Raw genomic sequence first — 16,470 nt, forward strand, 5'->3', positions numbered from 1 at the left:
ATATATTACTGAGATTTTAATTCCAAGTATACAAATACTAGTACTGTCATAATTGCAATAACAACGTAAGTAGCATCAAGCATTATAAGTGTTTTTAAAGTTTCAGTCATCGTAATTCACCCCTGTTATAAAAATATAACATGATCTTTTTATTGATTAGATTAGAGATCATAAAGATAAAATGTATATGAAATTTCTTAAGTAGCTTCTATATAAATATATCATATAAATAATGTAAGTAATGTTAAGATAGTGTAAATGTATTGTAAATAAAGAGGTTTACAATGAAGGCTGTAATAAAAAAATGATAGTTCCTTAAAATAAAAAATACGCTATTTTCATATGTGATGAATTGCAATTATTTGTATAAGGGATTCAAAAAAATTTTTCGTTGTATATATTTCTCCAAATTAATTATTTAGCTATTTAAAAGTATCGAAAGATGTGTGTACACTAATGTATATTTTTTGGATGTCAATAAAAGTATTATGTCAACAATATGAACTGTCACAAATCTTTATATATTATTGTGATTGATATCACATCACTTTTTTTCAATGGGTATTATGCTTAAGGTGTAATGAATGATTGGGAGAGGGTGGGATGATATGTTTTGTTATCAATGTGAACAAACGCCAACAGGCGGATGTAAAGTAATGGGTGTTTGTGGCAAGAATGAAACGATTGCGAGTTTACAAGATACGATTGTGTTTGGGCTAAAAGGAATTGCAGCTTATCGCACACATGCTGCTCAGCTAGGGTATACGGATGCATTTGTAGATGCTACAACACAAGAAGCTTTATATATGACATTAACAAATTCTAACTTTAACGAACAAGAGCATATTGATATGGCTATGAAAGTTGGGAAATCAGCTTTACGGGTGATGGAGTTATTGGATGAGGCACATACGAATCATTTTGGTGTGCCAGAGCCTGTACAAATTACACAAAATCGTGTAGAAGGTAAAGCAATTGTAGTTACGGGCCATAATTTATTTGCATTAGAAGAACTATTAAAGCAAACAGAAGGAAAAGACATTAATATTTATACGCATTCTGAAATGCTACCAGCACACGGATATCCGCAGCTGAAAAAATATAAACATTTAAAAGGAAACATCGGTAAGGCATGGTATGATCAAAGACGCCTTTTTGAAAAATTTACTGGTGCCATATTAGCTACAACGAACTGTGTTATGCCAATTAAAGGCTCGTACTCTGATCGATTCTTTTCATATGAAATTGCAGGTTTAGAAGGTGTACAAAAAATTGAAAATGATGATTTTACATCATTGATTCAAAAAGCACTAGAACTTCCAGAAGTACATATGGAGTCGGATGAACAGTTAGTGACAGGGTTTCATCATAATACAGTATTATCATTAGCTCCAGAAATTATTGATGCAGTAAAAGAGGGGAAGATAAAGCGTTTCTTTGTTATCGCCGGTTGTGATGCACCGGGAAAAGGCGGAGAATATTATCGTGAATTAGCAACGTCACTTCCGCCAGAAACGGTTATTTTAACAACTTCTTGCGGGAAATTCCGCTTTAATGATGTGGATTACGGTGTTGTACCTGGTACGGAAATTCCGCGTTACATTGATTTAGGACAGTGTAATAATTCAATTTCTACAGTGAAAATAGCGGCTGCTTTAGCTGATGCTTTTCAATGTGAAGTGAATGAATTGCCAGTAAGTATTGTACTATCATGGTTTGAACAAAAAGCGGTTGCCATTTTACTAGGGCTATTTAGTCTTGGGATTCAAGATATTCGCATCGGTCCAAAGGCCCCTGAATTTATTTCACCTGGCGTGCTTGATGTATTACAAGAAACATTTGGTTTAAAACTAATTACAAATGCAGCAGAAGACATGGCTATGATGTTATCGTAACAAAAAATGATCTGTCTTATTAATAAGAAGAGCTAGCCATATTCATTAACTTTGGTACAGTATAGCGCCCCAAAATAAAAATGTAGAATTTTTGTTTTGGGGTATTTTCTTTTCTTAGTGGGATAGGTATGGGGCAAAATAAAAAAAGAAAATAGGCTGTATCGAATAGGTAATAGTTGATTTTAGAAAAATATAAAAATCGAGTTGACATCCATCTCTACTTAGTCATACAATGTACTTGTAATAAGCAATACTGAGTAGTGTTGTTTCTCAAAATATTTTCAGTAGACAATAGGTAATAGCGGATTTTAGAAAAAATTTGAAAATCAGTTGACATCTATCGCTACTTAGTCATACAATGTGGATGTAATAAGTGATACTGAATAGTATGAATTCAAAAAAACTACTCAGTAAAAAATTCGCCTTAGTACTCTGTAATACTGAATATAAGTCAGACAGAATAGGGGGTAAAGGAGGACCAGGATATGGAAAATTTAACTGAAATGTTGAAAGGTTCACTGGAAGGGTGTGTACTAGAAATCATTAGTCGCCGTGAAACGTATGGCTATGAGATTACCCGCCACCTGAATGACCTTGGGTTTACCGAAGTTGTGGAAGGTACGGTGTATACTATCCTCGTACGATTAGAGAAGAAAAAGCTTGTGAATATTGAAAAGAAACCATCAGATATGGGGCCGCCTCGTAAGTTTTATTCATTAAATGAAGAAGGTCGCCAGGAGCTTGAATTGTTTTGGAAAAAATGGGATTTTGTATCGTCAAAAATTAACGTCTTGAAGTCAAAATAGGTTCATAAGATAAAACGTTCCGGCCGATACTTTGGGAATTTCTTGTTCGGTTTTATAAAAAAGGAGGAAAATAAGATGTTAGAAATGTTCAAAAAGTTAATTGGTGATAAAAAAGAGTACAAAATGATGATGGCACGAGTTGAGGCTCTGCCAGAGGACTACCAATTTGTATTTAAGAAAATTCAAAACTACATGTGGAATTTCTCAGCGGGTAACGGGATGGATATGTTACACATACAGTATGAATTAATCGATTTGTTTGAAGCTGGTGCAGCAGAAGGAAGACAAGTGCTTGACATTACTGGGGATGACGTGGCTTCCTTTGCTGACGAACTAGTGGCAAATGCTAAAACTTACGTCTCCAAGTATCGTGAAGATTTGAATGAAAGTATTATGAAGAAATTGAGAAAAAAATAAATGGAATAAGTAGTACCGACTGATTAGCTGGTTACACATATGAATTGCCATCATAGCTATTCAGTTATATTTTTAACTCGGTACTAAGTAATACAGAATATCAGTGATACTAAATAGATAGAGATAAATAAATAGTCTTCGCAAAACATTTTTATAGGGAGGAAAAAAGTATGAGTCATGCAGCGATTTCTGTAAAAGGCTTGAAAAAATCCTTTAAAGACAAGGAAGTTTTAAAAGGGGTAGATTTTGAGGTGCAGCGTGGAGAAATTTTCGCGCTGCTAGGCTCAAATGGAGCGGGAAAGACGACAACGGTCAACATCCTTTCGACACTAATGAAGCAAGATAGCGGTGAAGTAAGTATTTGTGGATTTGATGTACAGAGTCAATCAGATCATGTTCGTCAAAGTATCAGTTTGACAGGGCAGTTCGCAGCTTTAGACGGTATGCTGACTGGGAGGGAAAACTTGATAATGATCGCCAAATTACGTGGTGTTTCCAATCCCGCTCAAGTTGCTGACAATCTACTTGCAAGATTTAGCCTGACTGATGCGGCAAACCAAAGGGCAGATCAGTATTCAGGCGGGATGAAGCGCCGGCTTGATATCGCGATGAGTTTGATTGGGGCGCCAGCAGTTATTTTTCTTGACGAACCAACGACTGGACTTGATCCTGAAGCGCGAATCGAAGTGTGGGATACAGTCAAGGAACTTGCTGGTAGCGGTACAACTATTTTGCTTACGACTCAGTACTTGGAGGAAGCAGAACAACTGGCAGACCGTATCGCTATTTTGCATGGCGGAAAAATTATTACGACAGGTACTCTTGCTGAACTAAAAGAGATGTTCCCGCCAGCAAAAGTGGAGTATATCGAGAAGCAACCGACATTGGAAGAAATATTCCTTGCGATCATTGGCAAAAAGGAGGAGATGTAAATGAAAAGTAAAACAGGTGTATTACTAGGTCGTTTAATGCGTAACATTATGCGCAGTCCGGATACAATTATTACAGTAGCGATTACACCGATTATGATGATGCTATTATTTGTCTACGTGTTTGGCGGCGCAATAAAAACTGGAACGGAAAACTACGTTAATTATTTATTGCCGGGAATTTTGCTAATGGCTATCGCATCCGGTGTAGCTTACACTTCCGTGCGACTCTTTACGGATGTAAAGAGTGGGCTGATGGCACGTTTCATTTCGATGCCTATTAAGCGCTCATCGATATTGTGGGCTCACGTTCTAACCTCTCTGGTTGCTAATGTACTTACTATCGTGGTGGTTATTCTTGTTGCACTCTTAATGGGTTTCCGTTCCAGTGCTAATATTCTAGATTGGCTCGCGGTAGCTGGGATACTTGGGATGTTTACGCTGGCGCTAACATGGCTAGCTATCATTCCAGGATTGAAAGCGAGGTCTATGGAAGGGGCGACTGCTTACTCGTACCCGCTAGTTTTTCTTCCATTTATTAGTTCGGCCTTTGTGCCTACCGAAACGATGCCAAAAATTGTTCGTGTGTTTGCAGAGAATCAGCCTGTAACTTCAATCGTGAATGCGATTCGTGCTCTTTTATATGAAGGAACTGTTGGAAACGATATTTGGATTGCGCTCGCTTGGTGCGTAGGTATAATGGTCATCTCTTACTTTTTCGCCAGTAAAGCATTTAAACGTCAGTTAGGGTAAGAAACGTGATAAACGAAACCTTCAGGAATAATATATATTTAGAAAAGCACGGGAGATTTTCCGTGCTTTTATTATTTATCATGCTCTCATTGTAGTAAATGAAATGGTATTTAAAAATAGGATAATTATCCAGTGATAAAGCTTAATATTTGAGGCTCACTGCTTATGGAATGTATAAGCACACTCGTTTTTGTAAATCTGCTAATACTTCATCGGGTATTTCTTTGATTTTAATATCCTTCCCTAGAAAAAGCAGCCAATTTATTATTTCCGTCACTTCATCGGGATTGTTAACATTGATAAAAGTTTTTAAAATGGCTGTAGATTGGTAAGGATTAGTATAAGATATTGAAATTTTTAAAGGATGGTATTTTTTGAACTGGGCAATTGCTTTTGGTCCAAGTTCAAGTACCAAGTTGATTATTTCGTCCTTCTTACTTAGTTTTTCTAAAATCTTTTTCTTATTTAGCCTTTTGTTCGTCGTGTATGGTTCGATATTAATGAGATCATCGACAGGAAACATCATCTTCTTTTCTTTTTTTAAGTCAAACCCTTCAATGATCCAATGGCTTTTTTCTTGATAAAGGTGCAATAGATAAATTGGATAAGTCTTGATTTCTTCATCTTCTTTCATAGTAATCAATAAATGGTTATCCAAAAGAAGGATTTGAATGAGTTTTTCTAACATAGGATGGGGGAGATCAGAAAGCTCAAGTAGATCGGGATTATGAGGGTTAGTCCCTTGGAAAAGCAAGAGTTGATTTAAAAGAACGAGATCATCTTGCTGGGTTTCTGAGATGAGTCCTAGTAGTTTTTCGGCTAAAGATTGACGACTCTTTAGGTAGGGAAGTTGTTGATTCCTCGTAGCCATAAAGGCAATAAAAAGAGCTTTCACTTCATTATCAGTAAAGCGAACAACGGGCAGGATAGAATTATGCATAACAAAATATCCACCCGTTCTCCCAACTTCAGCGACCAGTGGCATTCCCATAGCTTCAATTTCTCTAATGTCTCTAATAGCTGTCGACCGTGAGATGTTAAATTCTTGTATAATTTCAGAAATTGTAAAGTGAGAGCGGTTGTTGATATACCGCATAATTGTATTAATCCGTTCAACTTTTTTCATTTTGGTCTCCTAAACAGTATCATTTTTTGACATGGTTTAAAGGTATTATAAACGTATCAGATGAAAAGATAAATCGTTTGATTAATAAAAAAAGAGGCAGGTTTTGAATATGAAAAATTATACTATAGAAGAAAAAGATAGCTTTATTGTGTTAGGTATTGGAACTGAAATTAAGAGTGAATACACAAACTTTGCTGGAATAAATAAAGAAAAGGAAGACTTTTGGTCGGCTGTTAAAGAAGATGGAAGGCTGGACACTTTAAAAGCTTTAGCTACAAATGAATACATTTTTTCCGTGAGCGAAGCGGTGAATAACAAAATGATGTATTATGCGGGTGTCATGACAGAAGCACAAATAGAAGAAGAATCTAGAGTGATTCAGTTTCCGAGGGGAGAATACTTAGTAGTGAAAGGGGAAGACAAAACGGCTAAAGAGCTAAGTAATAAGCTTACTGGCATCGCCTTCGGTCAAGCTTTACCAGAAGAAAAGGATTTTGCCTATGTTGGTGGACCGAATACAACGGTTGAGATGGGACAGAGAAATGGCCTAGTATTTGGTGAAATGTGGATTCCGGTTGTTAGGAAGTAAAGTGATAAAAGGTGCGAATATGGAAAGTAGAGGCTAACGATCTTGTATTGTTGGCCTTTTTGAAATGAATATAATATTCATATACTGCTACACAGTATGTTCTGATAAAATGGAATAAAAGGGAATTGTTGTAAGGTGGTGGCAGATTGAATAAAAAAAGATTATTTGAGCTATTCATAGTAACGTTTGTTTTTCTATTCCTTCATGTAAGTACATTTACTAATGAAAAATTTAACGATAAATTGGGATCTTTTACTTTCATTGTGCTACTTCTTATGCTTTCTATTTACACTGCATTTATAGAAAAGTATTTTGATGATATACAAAAGTGGATTCGAAATATTACATGTTGCTTTGCTTTATTCGTAGTGGTTTTAGTAGCTCTATGGATAGGTTATTTTTAGTCCTTACTTAAGAGAATGAGAAATATGTGATTACACTACATTCGATCCGATACTATTACTTAGCTGCATCGGTTTATATTAATTTTTTCTCTCCTCAATCATGATAAAATGTACAATAGGAAATTTTATGTAACATAAAGAAGGAAGGTTTATGGTGAGCCTGAGTACTTTGCTAGCTTTTGCGCTTGTTTCACTTAGTATGGTTTGTTCACCTGAGCCTATTTTGATTTATCTTATTTCTCATTCCATTACGTAGGGGCGTATGGCAGGATTTATTTTTTTATTGAGCATCATGCTTGAATTTGTAATTCATATAAATGAAGCAACTTTAGTATTCACTCAAAAATCCATTGTCTATGAAACAACTAGATTTGTAAACGGCTTTAATAGAAAGATGTCTATTGTATTTTTTGCGGCAAGATTAAATAGCTTTTTTGTTACTTTACAATAAAGTATACTTAATATCAGTAATTCATATAATTAGGAGTGGTTTCTATATTTAGAGAAAATACAAAAAGGATACTTCTGTCATTAGTAACAAATCCAATACTAATAATTGTATACGGGATTTTTTGTTATGAGTTGGCCTTATACTGTCAGTACGGAAGAATGAATTATAATATTTACATTTTGTTATTATGTATAGTACTTTTTATATCCATAACTACATTTACTACAATGCGGGTGATAAAAAATAGAGAATATGAATCTAAAAAATTAACAAATTCAATAGCATGGAGATCCATTTCTATTATCATTATTGTTGCAATTACATCATTTTATGGGATGCAGATTTATAAAAGTGCAATAAATTACAATGGCAAATTGGCATGGTTTATAGAAAAGTTAAAACATGAAAGGTCAGTTAAACTTAAACATAATAATATATATAAATCTGGAGTAGAAGGTATTTTTGAAGATATCAATAAAAAATATCCTTTGCCAAAGAAATTGTATATGGCAACTGATTTTGATCTTACATTTCATTCAGATGGAACAATCACAGCGTTTGATACATTTGTTTATGGGAAAAATGTTGATGGGAAAGAAGAAACTTATTTAATCTCTTATAATAAGAAGAAATCAGAAGATATTACTATAATACGAGATGGATATGCAAAGCCTGATTATAATGATGATAAATTAGTAGAACCTTTAATTAAAACGGTTAAGGCGATCCCAGTTAAGCAAACGGTCAAAAAATGGAATGAAAGTAAGTATGGGTTGATTTATTATGGAAAAAGAAATTGGGGATCCAATACAGAGGGAATTATTAATATTACTGAGGATGGTAAGAGGCAGAGTGTTAAAGAAGCAGCTTCTGATATCATTGGATATACTGTATCTATATTTGTCCCTGGAAAAGAGAAAGAGCTAGTCCCTGCTAGATATAATTTAATAAGTGACGCAAGTTGGAGTAAATCAAAGACGCCTCCAAAAGAAGATAGGCTTAAAGAGAAGGAACAACAAGATTTAAAGAATGAAAAAGAACAGTTTTTCCTATCGAAAGAAGTTGGTTATAAACTAAATATGACAGATAAAGCATTAGGGAGCGCCTTTTATTCATTAAGCAAGACTAGTGATGAAGGGAAAACATGGGAGGTTATCAATCCAGACCCATTTAATGGGGGGATTGGTAGTGTATCAGGAATCATTTTTATAAATGATAAACTTGGGTTTTTAGGAGCAATTAGGCCTTCTGGTAATGAAGGAGAGTTATATCGCACAGATGATGGGGGAGTATCTTTCAAAAAGGTAGAATATCCGCCGCATGAAGTGAAATTAGATCATACACAGTCCACAATAAGTCCTTTTGATTCTCCTAGTATGCCATATGAGAAAGATGGGGTTTTTAATATGTTAGTTGGACAAGGGGCAGATGGAGACTACAATGGCGATAGTAGTGCACTTTATCAATCAAAAGATAACGGAGAGACATGGGAATTTGTAGAAGAAGTGAAAAAGAAATAATCAGAATGTTTTTTTAAAAATAAGGTAACTACTCAGCTATACATTTCATGACGGACAGGAAGAATTTAAGAGTGAAATAATTAAAGTTCTTTCTCATGCTGGAGGTTGGTTAATATGGTCTACTATTCTTGCATCTTCCATCATGTATACTGTTACTTTATATAAGAATCATCCAGATATCAGAAAAATTATACATGCTCGTTTTGAAGAAATAAAGCAACGAATAAAATATTAATGTAACTAATAAAAAACGTTATTCTTTCTAGTAATTTTGCTTATTTAGAAAGAATAACGTTTTTGTTTTTTAATACTCAAGTAATAGTTTACCTGCAGTTCCTATCATATAATTTATTGAATTTTAATATACGTTATGTATAACAGATATTTACCTTATAAAATAAGGGGGGAATATTATGACTGAGACAAACGAATCTTTAGGAGTTAATTTGAAAAAAGATGTGAAGTTTTCTATTATAATTCCTGCGCATAATGAAGAAAAGTACATTAGAAAATGTTTAGATTCAATTGCAAAGGCATCAGAGGCATATAAAGAGCAAACGGAAGTTATAGTTGTTTTAAATCGTTGTACAGATAAAACAGAGGAAATAGCAAAATCTTATAATTGTATTACATTGAAAAATAACGATAAAAACTTATCTAAAATTCGAAATGCAGGGGCTAAAATAGCCAGTGGAGAAATAATCGTTACTATAGACGCTGATACGATAATGACAGAGTCTATGTTGTTTAATGTAGATAAATATTTAGCTTCAGGTAAATACATTGGTGGTGGGGTGAATGGGAAGTTTGAAAGAATATCTTTAGGAATATTTCTCTCCGCAATGTTAATCATAATCCCTTTACTTTTTAAGTACGGAGCTATATCTGTAGGGATTTTTTGGTGCTATAGAAAAGACTTTATGGAAATCAATGGATTTAATGAAAACATGCTTATGGCAGAAGATGCAGATTTCGCAAAACGTTTAAAAGAGTGGGGAAAGAAAAATAATAAGAAATTCGGTACTATTAAAAATGGAATGATAACTTCATGCAGAAGATTTGATACATATGGAGACTGGACTTTATTTAAAAATCCAAAAGTAATTTTAGCTTATCTAAAAGGAAATGATAGAAAATACGCAGATAAGACATATTATGATAACCAAGAAAGATAAAAGTGGAGAAAAGCGGCAGAGGATAGCTAGTACTTTTTTTAGATATGATGAGAATCCAACTTAATTTAATAGATACTATAAGAAAACCATCAATTTGATTACCCTTTTTCAAATTGATGGTTTTTATTTTTGAAATAAATATGTATTTTTTTATGAAAATATTTTTTGACCCCCATAAAACTTTGTACTCCTCCGAATATGTATAGTGGAAAAAATAAATAGAAGAAAAATGACTATGAAAGAATATAGAAGTATTAATAAAATTACTAGATTAAGTGGGCATCCAAAGTAAAAGGATGAAATTACCAATTATATAGAGGAGAGTTATTCAAGGATTGCAGATAAAATAGAAAAAGAATAAGCAAAACGAACGGTAGAAAATAAGAAAGTAGATAAAAATACAAACTTAACTGTAGTGCCGAGAGAAAAGAAAAAATCATTAAGAAAACGTTAGACTCTAAAAATATAACTAACAGCAAGAAAACAAGACCGAAGAAAAGTACCAAGAAAATCTGGTTAAATGGTCACTTGTGTAGTGGCCATTTTGCTATTTGAAGGAGGCTGGGAGATTACAAGTGTTGAGTTTAGTAATGAAGATCTTAAGAAAACCGAAAATAGAAGATATCGTATGTAACATACAAAACAACGAAGAAGACAAAGAAGCGTTTATCGTACAGTATCAGCCTTTTATTAGAAAATCAATCTCATCTGTCTGCCGTCGATATATTACAGAACAGGATGATGAATATAGCATTGGATTGTTTGCTTTTAACGAAGCAATTGAACAGTATTCCTATACAAAAGGAAAATCCTTTTTAGCGTTTGCTGATCTTCTTATAAAAAGAGATGTAATTGACTATATACGTAAGGAGTCTAAACATAACTTTGTCTTTTTAAAAGAAGATGAGCAAGAGGAAATGTTAGAAATGCAAGTGTCGCTTACGGAGTATATGAAAGAGATGGAAAATAGTAACCGTAAGGAGGAAATTCTTCATTTTCAAAGTGTGCTAGCTGAGTTTAAAATCACATTCTCAGAGCTTGCTAAAGAATCTCCTAAGCATCGTGATACACGTGAGCACTTAATAGAAATTGTGAAAATTATTATAAAAGAAGAGGAAATGATGGAAGAGCTGTTCCGAAAGAAAAAGTTACCGCTTAAACAGATTGAACCGCGTGTTAGGGTAAGTCGTAAAACGTTGGAACGACATAGAAAATACATTATTGCAATGTGTATTATTTTTGCAAACAACTATACATATATTCTGGATTACATAAGAGGGGAAAAGCATGATGACTAAAGGAATTGTGATGGATATAAAAAAGCATAGCGTAGTTGTTTTAACACCAAATGGAGAGTTTATTACGTGTAAAAGAAAAGGGGATTCTTGCATAATCGGGGAGGAAATCTCGTTTGATGAGCAAGAACAAAAAGCATCGCATTTTTCGATTCCTTCCTTTTTAAAGCCTGCATCAATACTTGTTGCTTGTTTTCTATTTGCAGTGCTGTTTTTCTACAACCAACCAGAAGAAAAAGTATTTGCTTACGTCTCAGTTGATATAAATCCAAGTTTAGAGGTGAGCGTAACGAAGGATTTTCGTGTTATAGATTTGCAGGCTTGTAATGATGATGGAAGGCGTATTTTAAAAGAATTGAAGCAATGGGAAAATAAACAATTACAAGAAGTAATACGTACTATTATAAATCAAAGTCAAGAGGATAAGTATTTAACGAATGATAAGCAAGTTATGCTAACAGCTGTTGCAAAGGACAAGGCACTAGAACCACTTTTGGAAAAGGCAATGAAAGAATTAAAGAAAGAATATGAGCTAAAACATATTACAGTTGAATATCAAAGTAGCACAATGCAAATACGAGAGAATGCTAGAAAAGCTGGAATTGGCACAGGTGTCTATATAAAGCAAGAGAATGAGAAGAACAAATCACTTACGCCTCCTGTCACCCCGTCTAATCCGGTGGAAAACGAAGAAGAGGTGCAATCACAGCCGGAGTCATCTCCTGATGCAACACTCGATTTGTCTCCTGTAAAAGAGAAAAAATATGAAAAGCAAGAGCAGAAAGAACAAAAGAAAACAGAGGAACAGCCATCGAAGCAAATAAAAGAAAACAATGGAAGAGGATCTCAGCAAGAAAATAGAGGGAATCAACAGGAGAATAACAGTAGAGAAGCTCAACAAGGAAATAATGGGAATCAGCAAGGGAATAACGGAAGAGGATCTCAACAAGGGAATAATGGAAATGGGCAAGGGAACAACGGAAGAGGATCTCAACAAGGGAATAATGGAAATGGGCAAGGGAACAACGGAAGAGGATCTCAACAAGGGAATAATGGAAATGGGCAAGGGAACAACGGAAGAGAGCAAGGGAACAACGGAAGAGGATCTCAACAGGGAAATAACGAAAACGAGCAAGGGAACAATGGAAGAGGGTCTCAACAAGGGAATAATGGAAATGGGCAAGGGAACAATGGAAGAAATCCTCAACAAGGAAATAATGGGAATCAGCAAGGGAACAATGGAAGAGGATCCCAGAAAGAAAATGACGGAAACGAGCAAGGGAACAATGGTAGGGGGTCTCAACAAGAAAATAGAGGCCACCAGCAAGGGAATGAAAAGAAGAATCAATAGAATATGGAAGTGAGAGATTCATTTCAAAGCTAAAAGGATTTATTCCGCTATTTGCTGGGCAGCCCGATTGGTGAGGGCTGATGATTAGTGGGGGGTGAACAAAACCCCCACTGATTAAAGTTGCACTTTAATATTCTATAGTTCTATTAAGAAGGAGTATGTGAAAAATATAATGGAGAAAAACATTCAACAAGATAAAGAAAAACCTGTTTTTTATGATCCGAAAGGAAGGAGAAACATAGCCTTTATTTGGTTTCTATGTATCTCAATAGTTAGTGTAAGTGTTGTATTTTATTTTTTCTTTCAAAGTATTTTTTCAACACCAGAAATTCCAAATATGAATACCGCTGTACAACAAGATACTAAACTTGTACCAATTAATCAAAAACTTAGTGATCAGCAGTTAAAGAAGGAAGAATTTAACCCAAATACCGAAACGAAGGATAATAAAAATTTGGTGAATCCGCCGAAGGATAGTAAACATCCTAAAGAAGTGTATGGTTTTTATGTAAACTGGGATGAAAATAGTACCGCTTCTTTAAAAGAAAATATCGATTCATTAACTACGTTAGTACCAGAGTGGTATCATTTAAAAGCAGATTTAACGATTAGAAGTGAGATAAAACCTGAGATTGTAAAACTAGCAAAAAAAAATCATGTGAAGATTATGCCGTTACTTACTAACTATACAGAAAAAGCTTCTGGCCCTGATAGTGAGCTTATCCATAAGTTACTGAATTCGCCGAATGATGTGAAGACGAAATTTATTAATAATTTAGTAAGCGAAGTTAAAAAGAGTCAGTTTTCAGGTATTAATATTGACTTTGAGTCCGTACCTGAAAGTGATAAAGAAAACTTAACAAATTTTATGAAAGAACTTACTAAGGAATTTCATGAACATGATTTGCTCGTTACACAAGATGTTCCAGCTAATGATAAGGCTTTTGATTATAGTGCGTTAGCAAAAATAATAGATCGAATGATTGTAATGATGTACGATGAGCACTATGGAGCCGGGGAACCAGGACCAATTGCTTCAAATAAATGGTTCCAACATACATTGAAAGAACTGAATATTCCGTCTAATAAACTTATAGTTGCTTTCGGTAACTATGGATATGATTGGGAAGTAAATAGTAAAGAAGCTGCAAAGTCTATGACTTTCTCAGAAGTTATGGCAATGGCTCATGATTCAAATATAAAAATTCAATGGGATAAGATGAGTGGAAATCCGTATTTTAGATATAAAACAGGAGAGAAAGAACATACTGCTTGGTTCTTAGACGGTGTTACTCTTTATAATCAAGTGAAAATCGCAATGGACAATCATGCAAAGGGGTTTGCGCTATGGAGATTAGGAGCAGAAGATCCTACAATATGGAAAGTTTTAAAAAATCCTATTGAGGTACAAAAAAATCCTAATGTATTACATAAAATCAGTAGTTTAGATGAAGTGAATTATTCTGGACAAGGTGAAATTTTACAGATTGAGAATGAAAGAAAAAATGGATTGAGAGATTTTAAAGTAGGCAAAGATGAGTATATTACAGATGAAGTATATAGATCCTTACCATCTGCATATGAAGTGCAACGATATGGAAAACCAAATGGGAAACAAGTAGTATTAACATTTGATGATGGACCAGACCCGAAATATACGCCAGAAATATTAGATATATTAAAAGAGAATCAAATAAAAGCTGCTTTTTTTGTACTTGGTGAAAACGCGCAACTAAATACTAGTATTGTAAAAAGAATATACGATGAAGGGCATGAAATTGGCAATCATACTTTCAAGCATCCTAACATAGCAGATACGTCTTTACTACGAACGAAAGTAGAACTTAATACGACGCAACGTTTAATTCAGGAAGTAACTGGACATTCTACGGTTTTATTTAGACCGCCATATGAAGCGGATGCTAACCCAGATTCATCAAATGAAATATTGCCTATTTTACGTGCACAAAATATGAACTATACAATGGTAGCGGAAAAAGTTGATCCCGAAGACTGGGCAACACCATCAACAAATGAATTAGTAAAGCGTGCTCTTAATCCCATTTATAAGGGAGAGGGAAATATTATTCTTCTCCATGATGCGGGAGGGAACCGTACACATACAGTAGAGGCGCTCCCAATCATTATTAAAGACCTAAAAAAGCATGGATATAGTTTTGTAACAATTTCAGATTTAATGAATAAAGAACGAGATGAAATTATGCCTCCTGTTTCTTCTGAGGGGAAGCAATATTTACTTTACAATAAAGCTGTCTTTTCAGGGGCAGGATACCTTAAGCATATATTAACAACTATTTTTTATATTGCTATTGGATTAGGGATTTTTCGATTTTTATTCTTAATTTATTTTGCATGGAAGCAGAAAAGAAAAACGTTATCTCGCTATATTAATTCGTCCTATCAACCTTTTGTTAGTGTTGTCATAGCGGCATATAACGAAGAAAAGGTTATAGCTAAGACGATTCGCTCAATTTTGGATAGTCATTATAAAGAATTTGAAGTTATAGTTGTGGATGACGGATCGAAAGATGATACGTCAAAAGTAATGCAAGAAACATTTAATAAACACCCTAAAGTACGTTTAATCCAGAAAGAAAACGGCGGGAAATCATCGGCAATGAACCTAGGGTTTCAACAATCGCGAGGAGAAATCATTGTCACTTTAGATGCGGATACTATTATTGCGCAAGACGCCATTTCTCTAATGGTTAGACACCTTGAAGATCAGAATGTAGCTGCAGTTTCAGGTAATGTCAAAGTGGGGAATAGACGGAATTTGTTAACTACTTGGCAACATGTTGAGTACATTACAGGGTTTAATTTAGAACGTAGAGCTTTTGATGAGTTAAATTGTATTACAGTAGTTCCAGGAGCTATTGGGGCGTGGCGCAAAAAGAATGTAGTTGAATCTGGATATTTAAGCGAAGATACGTTAGCAGAAGATACGGATCTTACTATTACATTTTTACGTCAAGGGCATAGAATTGTATATGAAGAAAAAGCGCATGCTTTTACGGAATCACCTGAAGATGTGAAAAGTCTCATTAAACAGCGGTATCGTTGGTCATATGGTACACTTCAATGTCTTTGGAAACATCGAAAAGCGTTATGTAATCCAAAGCATAAAACATTAGGATTTATTGCACTGCCTAATATGTGGTTATTCCAATATGTGCTGCAATTCATTGCTCCTTTTGCAGATATATTAATGATTATAGGACTATTTAGTAGTAATCCGCTAAAAGTTTTAGGATTTTATCTTGTTTTCTTTTTAATGGATCTTCTTGCTTCTCTATTCGCATTTAAATTAGAGGAAGAGAACCCAAAACCACTAGCATGGTTAATTTTACAACGCTTTATTTATCGTCAATTTATGACTTATGTTGTCATTAAATCTATATTCTCATCAATTCGAGGAGTAGCGGTAGGGTGGAATAAATTAAAGAGACTGGGGAGTGTTAAACATTCCACGGAACATAAGGAGGCATCATAAAAGGGCAGACTATCTGCTCTTTTTTTCATTGGTTTTAGTTAGTTGAATGTAGAGGTGTAGTATAAAAACTGCTGCTTCTATAATGAGATTCCTATTCATCATTAATGGTGAGACATTATGTTAAGCTAATCCTTTAGTTTCGGATTAAAGTTTTTTTATATTTTTTTAAAATGACGGACACAAAAACGCATATACCTTCGAATTATATATATGGATAACATAAATATGTATATAAAAAGGGGAGA

13 protein-coding genes and 2 pseudogenes are annotated in these 16,470 nt (G+C 34.3%); 14 read left to right on the forward strand and 1 reads right to left on the reverse strand.

What is annotated here, in order from left to right; translation table 11 throughout:
* Nucleotides 1-608: 608 nt before the first annotated feature.
* The 5 genes from hcp (at nucleotide 609) to ACTFR8_RS15565 (ending at nucleotide 4,800) form a co-directional block, all read left to right on the forward strand.
* On the forward strand, nucleotides 609-1,895 hold the full coding sequence (gene hcp / locus ACTFR8_RS15545) for a hydroxylamine reductase (protein WP_002098191.1): 1,287 nt from the start codon (nucleotides 609-611) through the stop codon (nucleotides 1,893-1,895).
* Between the two features lie 485 nt (nucleotides 1,896-2,380).
* On the forward strand, nucleotides 2,381-2,701 hold the full coding sequence (locus ACTFR8_RS15550; protein WP_000429488.1) for a PadR family transcriptional regulator: 321 nt from the start codon (nucleotides 2,381-2,383) through the stop codon (nucleotides 2,699-2,701).
* A 75-nt stretch (nucleotides 2,702-2,776) separates the two neighbouring features.
* Nucleotides 2,777-3,118 (forward strand): DUF1048 domain-containing protein, encoded by a 342-nt coding sequence (locus ACTFR8_RS15555; protein WP_000891986.1) that lies wholly within the window; start codon nucleotides 2,777-2,779, stop codon nucleotides 3,116-3,118.
* A gap of 170 nt (nucleotides 3,119-3,288) precedes the next feature.
* The gene (locus ACTFR8_RS15560; protein ID WP_000017473.1) at nucleotides 3,289-4,050 is read left to right on the forward strand and encodes an ABC transporter ATP-binding protein; all 762 of its coding nucleotides are present in this window, start codon (nucleotides 3,289-3,291) and stop codon (nucleotides 4,048-4,050) included.
* Nucleotides 4,051-4,800 (forward strand): ABC transporter permease, encoded by a 750-nt coding sequence (locus ACTFR8_RS15565; protein WP_098480997.1) that lies wholly within the window; start codon nucleotides 4,051-4,053, stop codon nucleotides 4,798-4,800. It begins immediately after the preceding gene.
* A 163-nt stretch (nucleotides 4,801-4,963) separates the two neighbouring features.
* Here the strand turns inward: ACTFR8_RS15565 and ACTFR8_RS15570 are convergent, their stop codons facing one another.
* Entirely contained in the window at nucleotides 4,964-5,926 is a 963-nt protein-coding gene (locus ACTFR8_RS15570) for a helix-turn-helix transcriptional regulator (protein WP_000755022.1), read from the reverse strand.
* Nucleotides 5,927-6,035: 109 nt separating this feature from the next.
* Here ACTFR8_RS15570 and ACTFR8_RS15575 point away from each other — a divergent pair, with 109 nt between their 5' ends.
* From ACTFR8_RS15575 to ACTFR8_RS15615, 9 genes and pseudogenes are all read left to right on the forward strand, one after another.
* Nucleotides 6,036-6,515 carry a GyrI-like domain-containing protein gene (locus ACTFR8_RS15575; protein WP_200462646.1) on the forward strand — a complete coding sequence of 160 codons (480 nt, stop codon included), beginning with the start codon at nucleotides 6,036-6,038 and terminating at the stop codon, nucleotides 6,513-6,515.
* A gap of 146 nt (nucleotides 6,516-6,661) precedes the next feature.
* Nucleotides 6,662-6,919, forward strand: a complete 258-nt coding sequence (locus ACTFR8_RS15580; protein WP_001036208.1) for a DUF3963 domain-containing protein — start codon at nucleotides 6,662-6,664, stop codon at nucleotides 6,917-6,919.
* A gap of 151 nt (nucleotides 6,920-7,070) precedes the next feature.
* Nucleotides 7,071-7,236, forward strand: a pseudogene (locus ACTFR8_RS15585) (LysE family translocator); the annotation flags it as partial.
* A gap of 169 nt (nucleotides 7,237-7,405) precedes the next feature.
* The gene (locus ACTFR8_RS15590) at nucleotides 7,406-8,890 is read left to right on the forward strand and encodes a WD40/YVTN/BNR-like repeat-containing protein (protein WP_074595564.1); all 1,485 of its coding nucleotides are present in this window, start codon (nucleotides 7,406-7,408) and stop codon (nucleotides 8,888-8,890) included.
* A gap of 40 nt (nucleotides 8,891-8,930) precedes the next feature.
* Nucleotides 8,931-9,125, forward strand: a pseudogene (locus ACTFR8_RS15595) (hypothetical protein); the annotation flags it as partial.
* Between the two features lie 178 nt (nucleotides 9,126-9,303).
* On the forward strand, nucleotides 9,304-10,065 hold the full coding sequence (locus tag ACTFR8_RS15600) for a glycosyltransferase (protein WP_070183988.1): 762 nt from the start codon (nucleotides 9,304-9,306) through the stop codon (nucleotides 10,063-10,065).
* A gap of 575 nt (nucleotides 10,066-10,640) precedes the next feature.
* Nucleotides 10,641-11,363: an RNA polymerase sigma factor SigI gene (gene sigI, locus ACTFR8_RS15605; protein WP_009326663.1), complete on the forward strand. Its 723-nt coding sequence runs from the start codon at nucleotides 10,641-10,643 to the stop codon at nucleotides 11,361-11,363.
* Entirely contained in the window at nucleotides 11,353-12,711 is a 1,359-nt protein-coding gene (locus tag ACTFR8_RS15610) for an anti-sigma factor domain-containing protein (RefSeq protein WP_252209645.1), read from the forward strand. Before sigI ends, ACTFR8_RS15610 begins: the two co-directional genes overlap by 11 nt.
* A gap of 172 nt (nucleotides 12,712-12,883) precedes the next feature.
* Nucleotides 12,884-16,225: a glycosyltransferase gene (locus ACTFR8_RS15615; protein ID WP_000414275.1), complete on the forward strand. Its 3,342-nt coding sequence runs from the start codon at nucleotides 12,884-12,886 to the stop codon at nucleotides 16,223-16,225.
* Nucleotides 16,226-16,470: the final 245 nt, after the last annotated feature.

It is taken from the genome of Bacillus cereus group sp. MYBK15-3, assembly GCF_051916765.1.
GTDB lineage: Bacteria > Bacillota > Bacilli > Bacillales > Bacillaceae_G > Bacillus_A > Bacillus_A cereus.

Coding starts and splice junctions, on each gene's coding strand:
- hcp (WP_002098191.1), top strand. CDS start 609: ATGTTTTGTTATCAATGTGAACAAACGCCAACAGGCGGATGTAAAGTA.
- ACTFR8_RS15550 (WP_000429488.1), top strand. CDS start 2,381: ATGGAAAATTTAACTGAAATGTTGAAAGGTTCACTGGAAGGGTGTGTA.
- ACTFR8_RS15555 (WP_000891986.1), top strand. CDS start 2,777: ATGTTAGAAATGTTCAAAAAGTTAATTGGTGATAAAAAAGAGTACAAA.
- ACTFR8_RS15560 (WP_000017473.1), top strand. CDS start 3,289: ATGAGTCATGCAGCGATTTCTGTAAAAGGCTTGAAAAAATCCTTTAAA.
- ACTFR8_RS15565 (WP_098480997.1), top strand. CDS start 4,051: ATGAAAAGTAAAACAGGTGTATTACTAGGTCGTTTAATGCGTAACATT.
- ACTFR8_RS15570 (WP_000755022.1), bottom strand. CDS start 5,926: ATGAAAAAAGTTGAACGGATTAATACAATTATGCGGTATATCAACAAC.
- ACTFR8_RS15575 (WP_200462646.1), top strand. CDS start 6,036: ATGAAAAATTATACTATAGAAGAAAAAGATAGCTTTATTGTGTTAGGT.
- ACTFR8_RS15600 (WP_070183988.1), top strand. CDS start 9,304: ATGACTGAGACAAACGAATCTTTAGGAGTTAATTTGAAAAAAGATGTG.
- ACTFR8_RS15610 (WP_252209645.1), top strand. CDS start 11,353: ATGATGACTAAAGGAATTGTGATGGATATAAAAAAGCATAGCGTAGTT.
- ACTFR8_RS15615 (WP_000414275.1), top strand. CDS start 12,884: ATGGAGAAAAACATTCAACAAGATAAAGAAAAACCTGTTTTTTATGAT.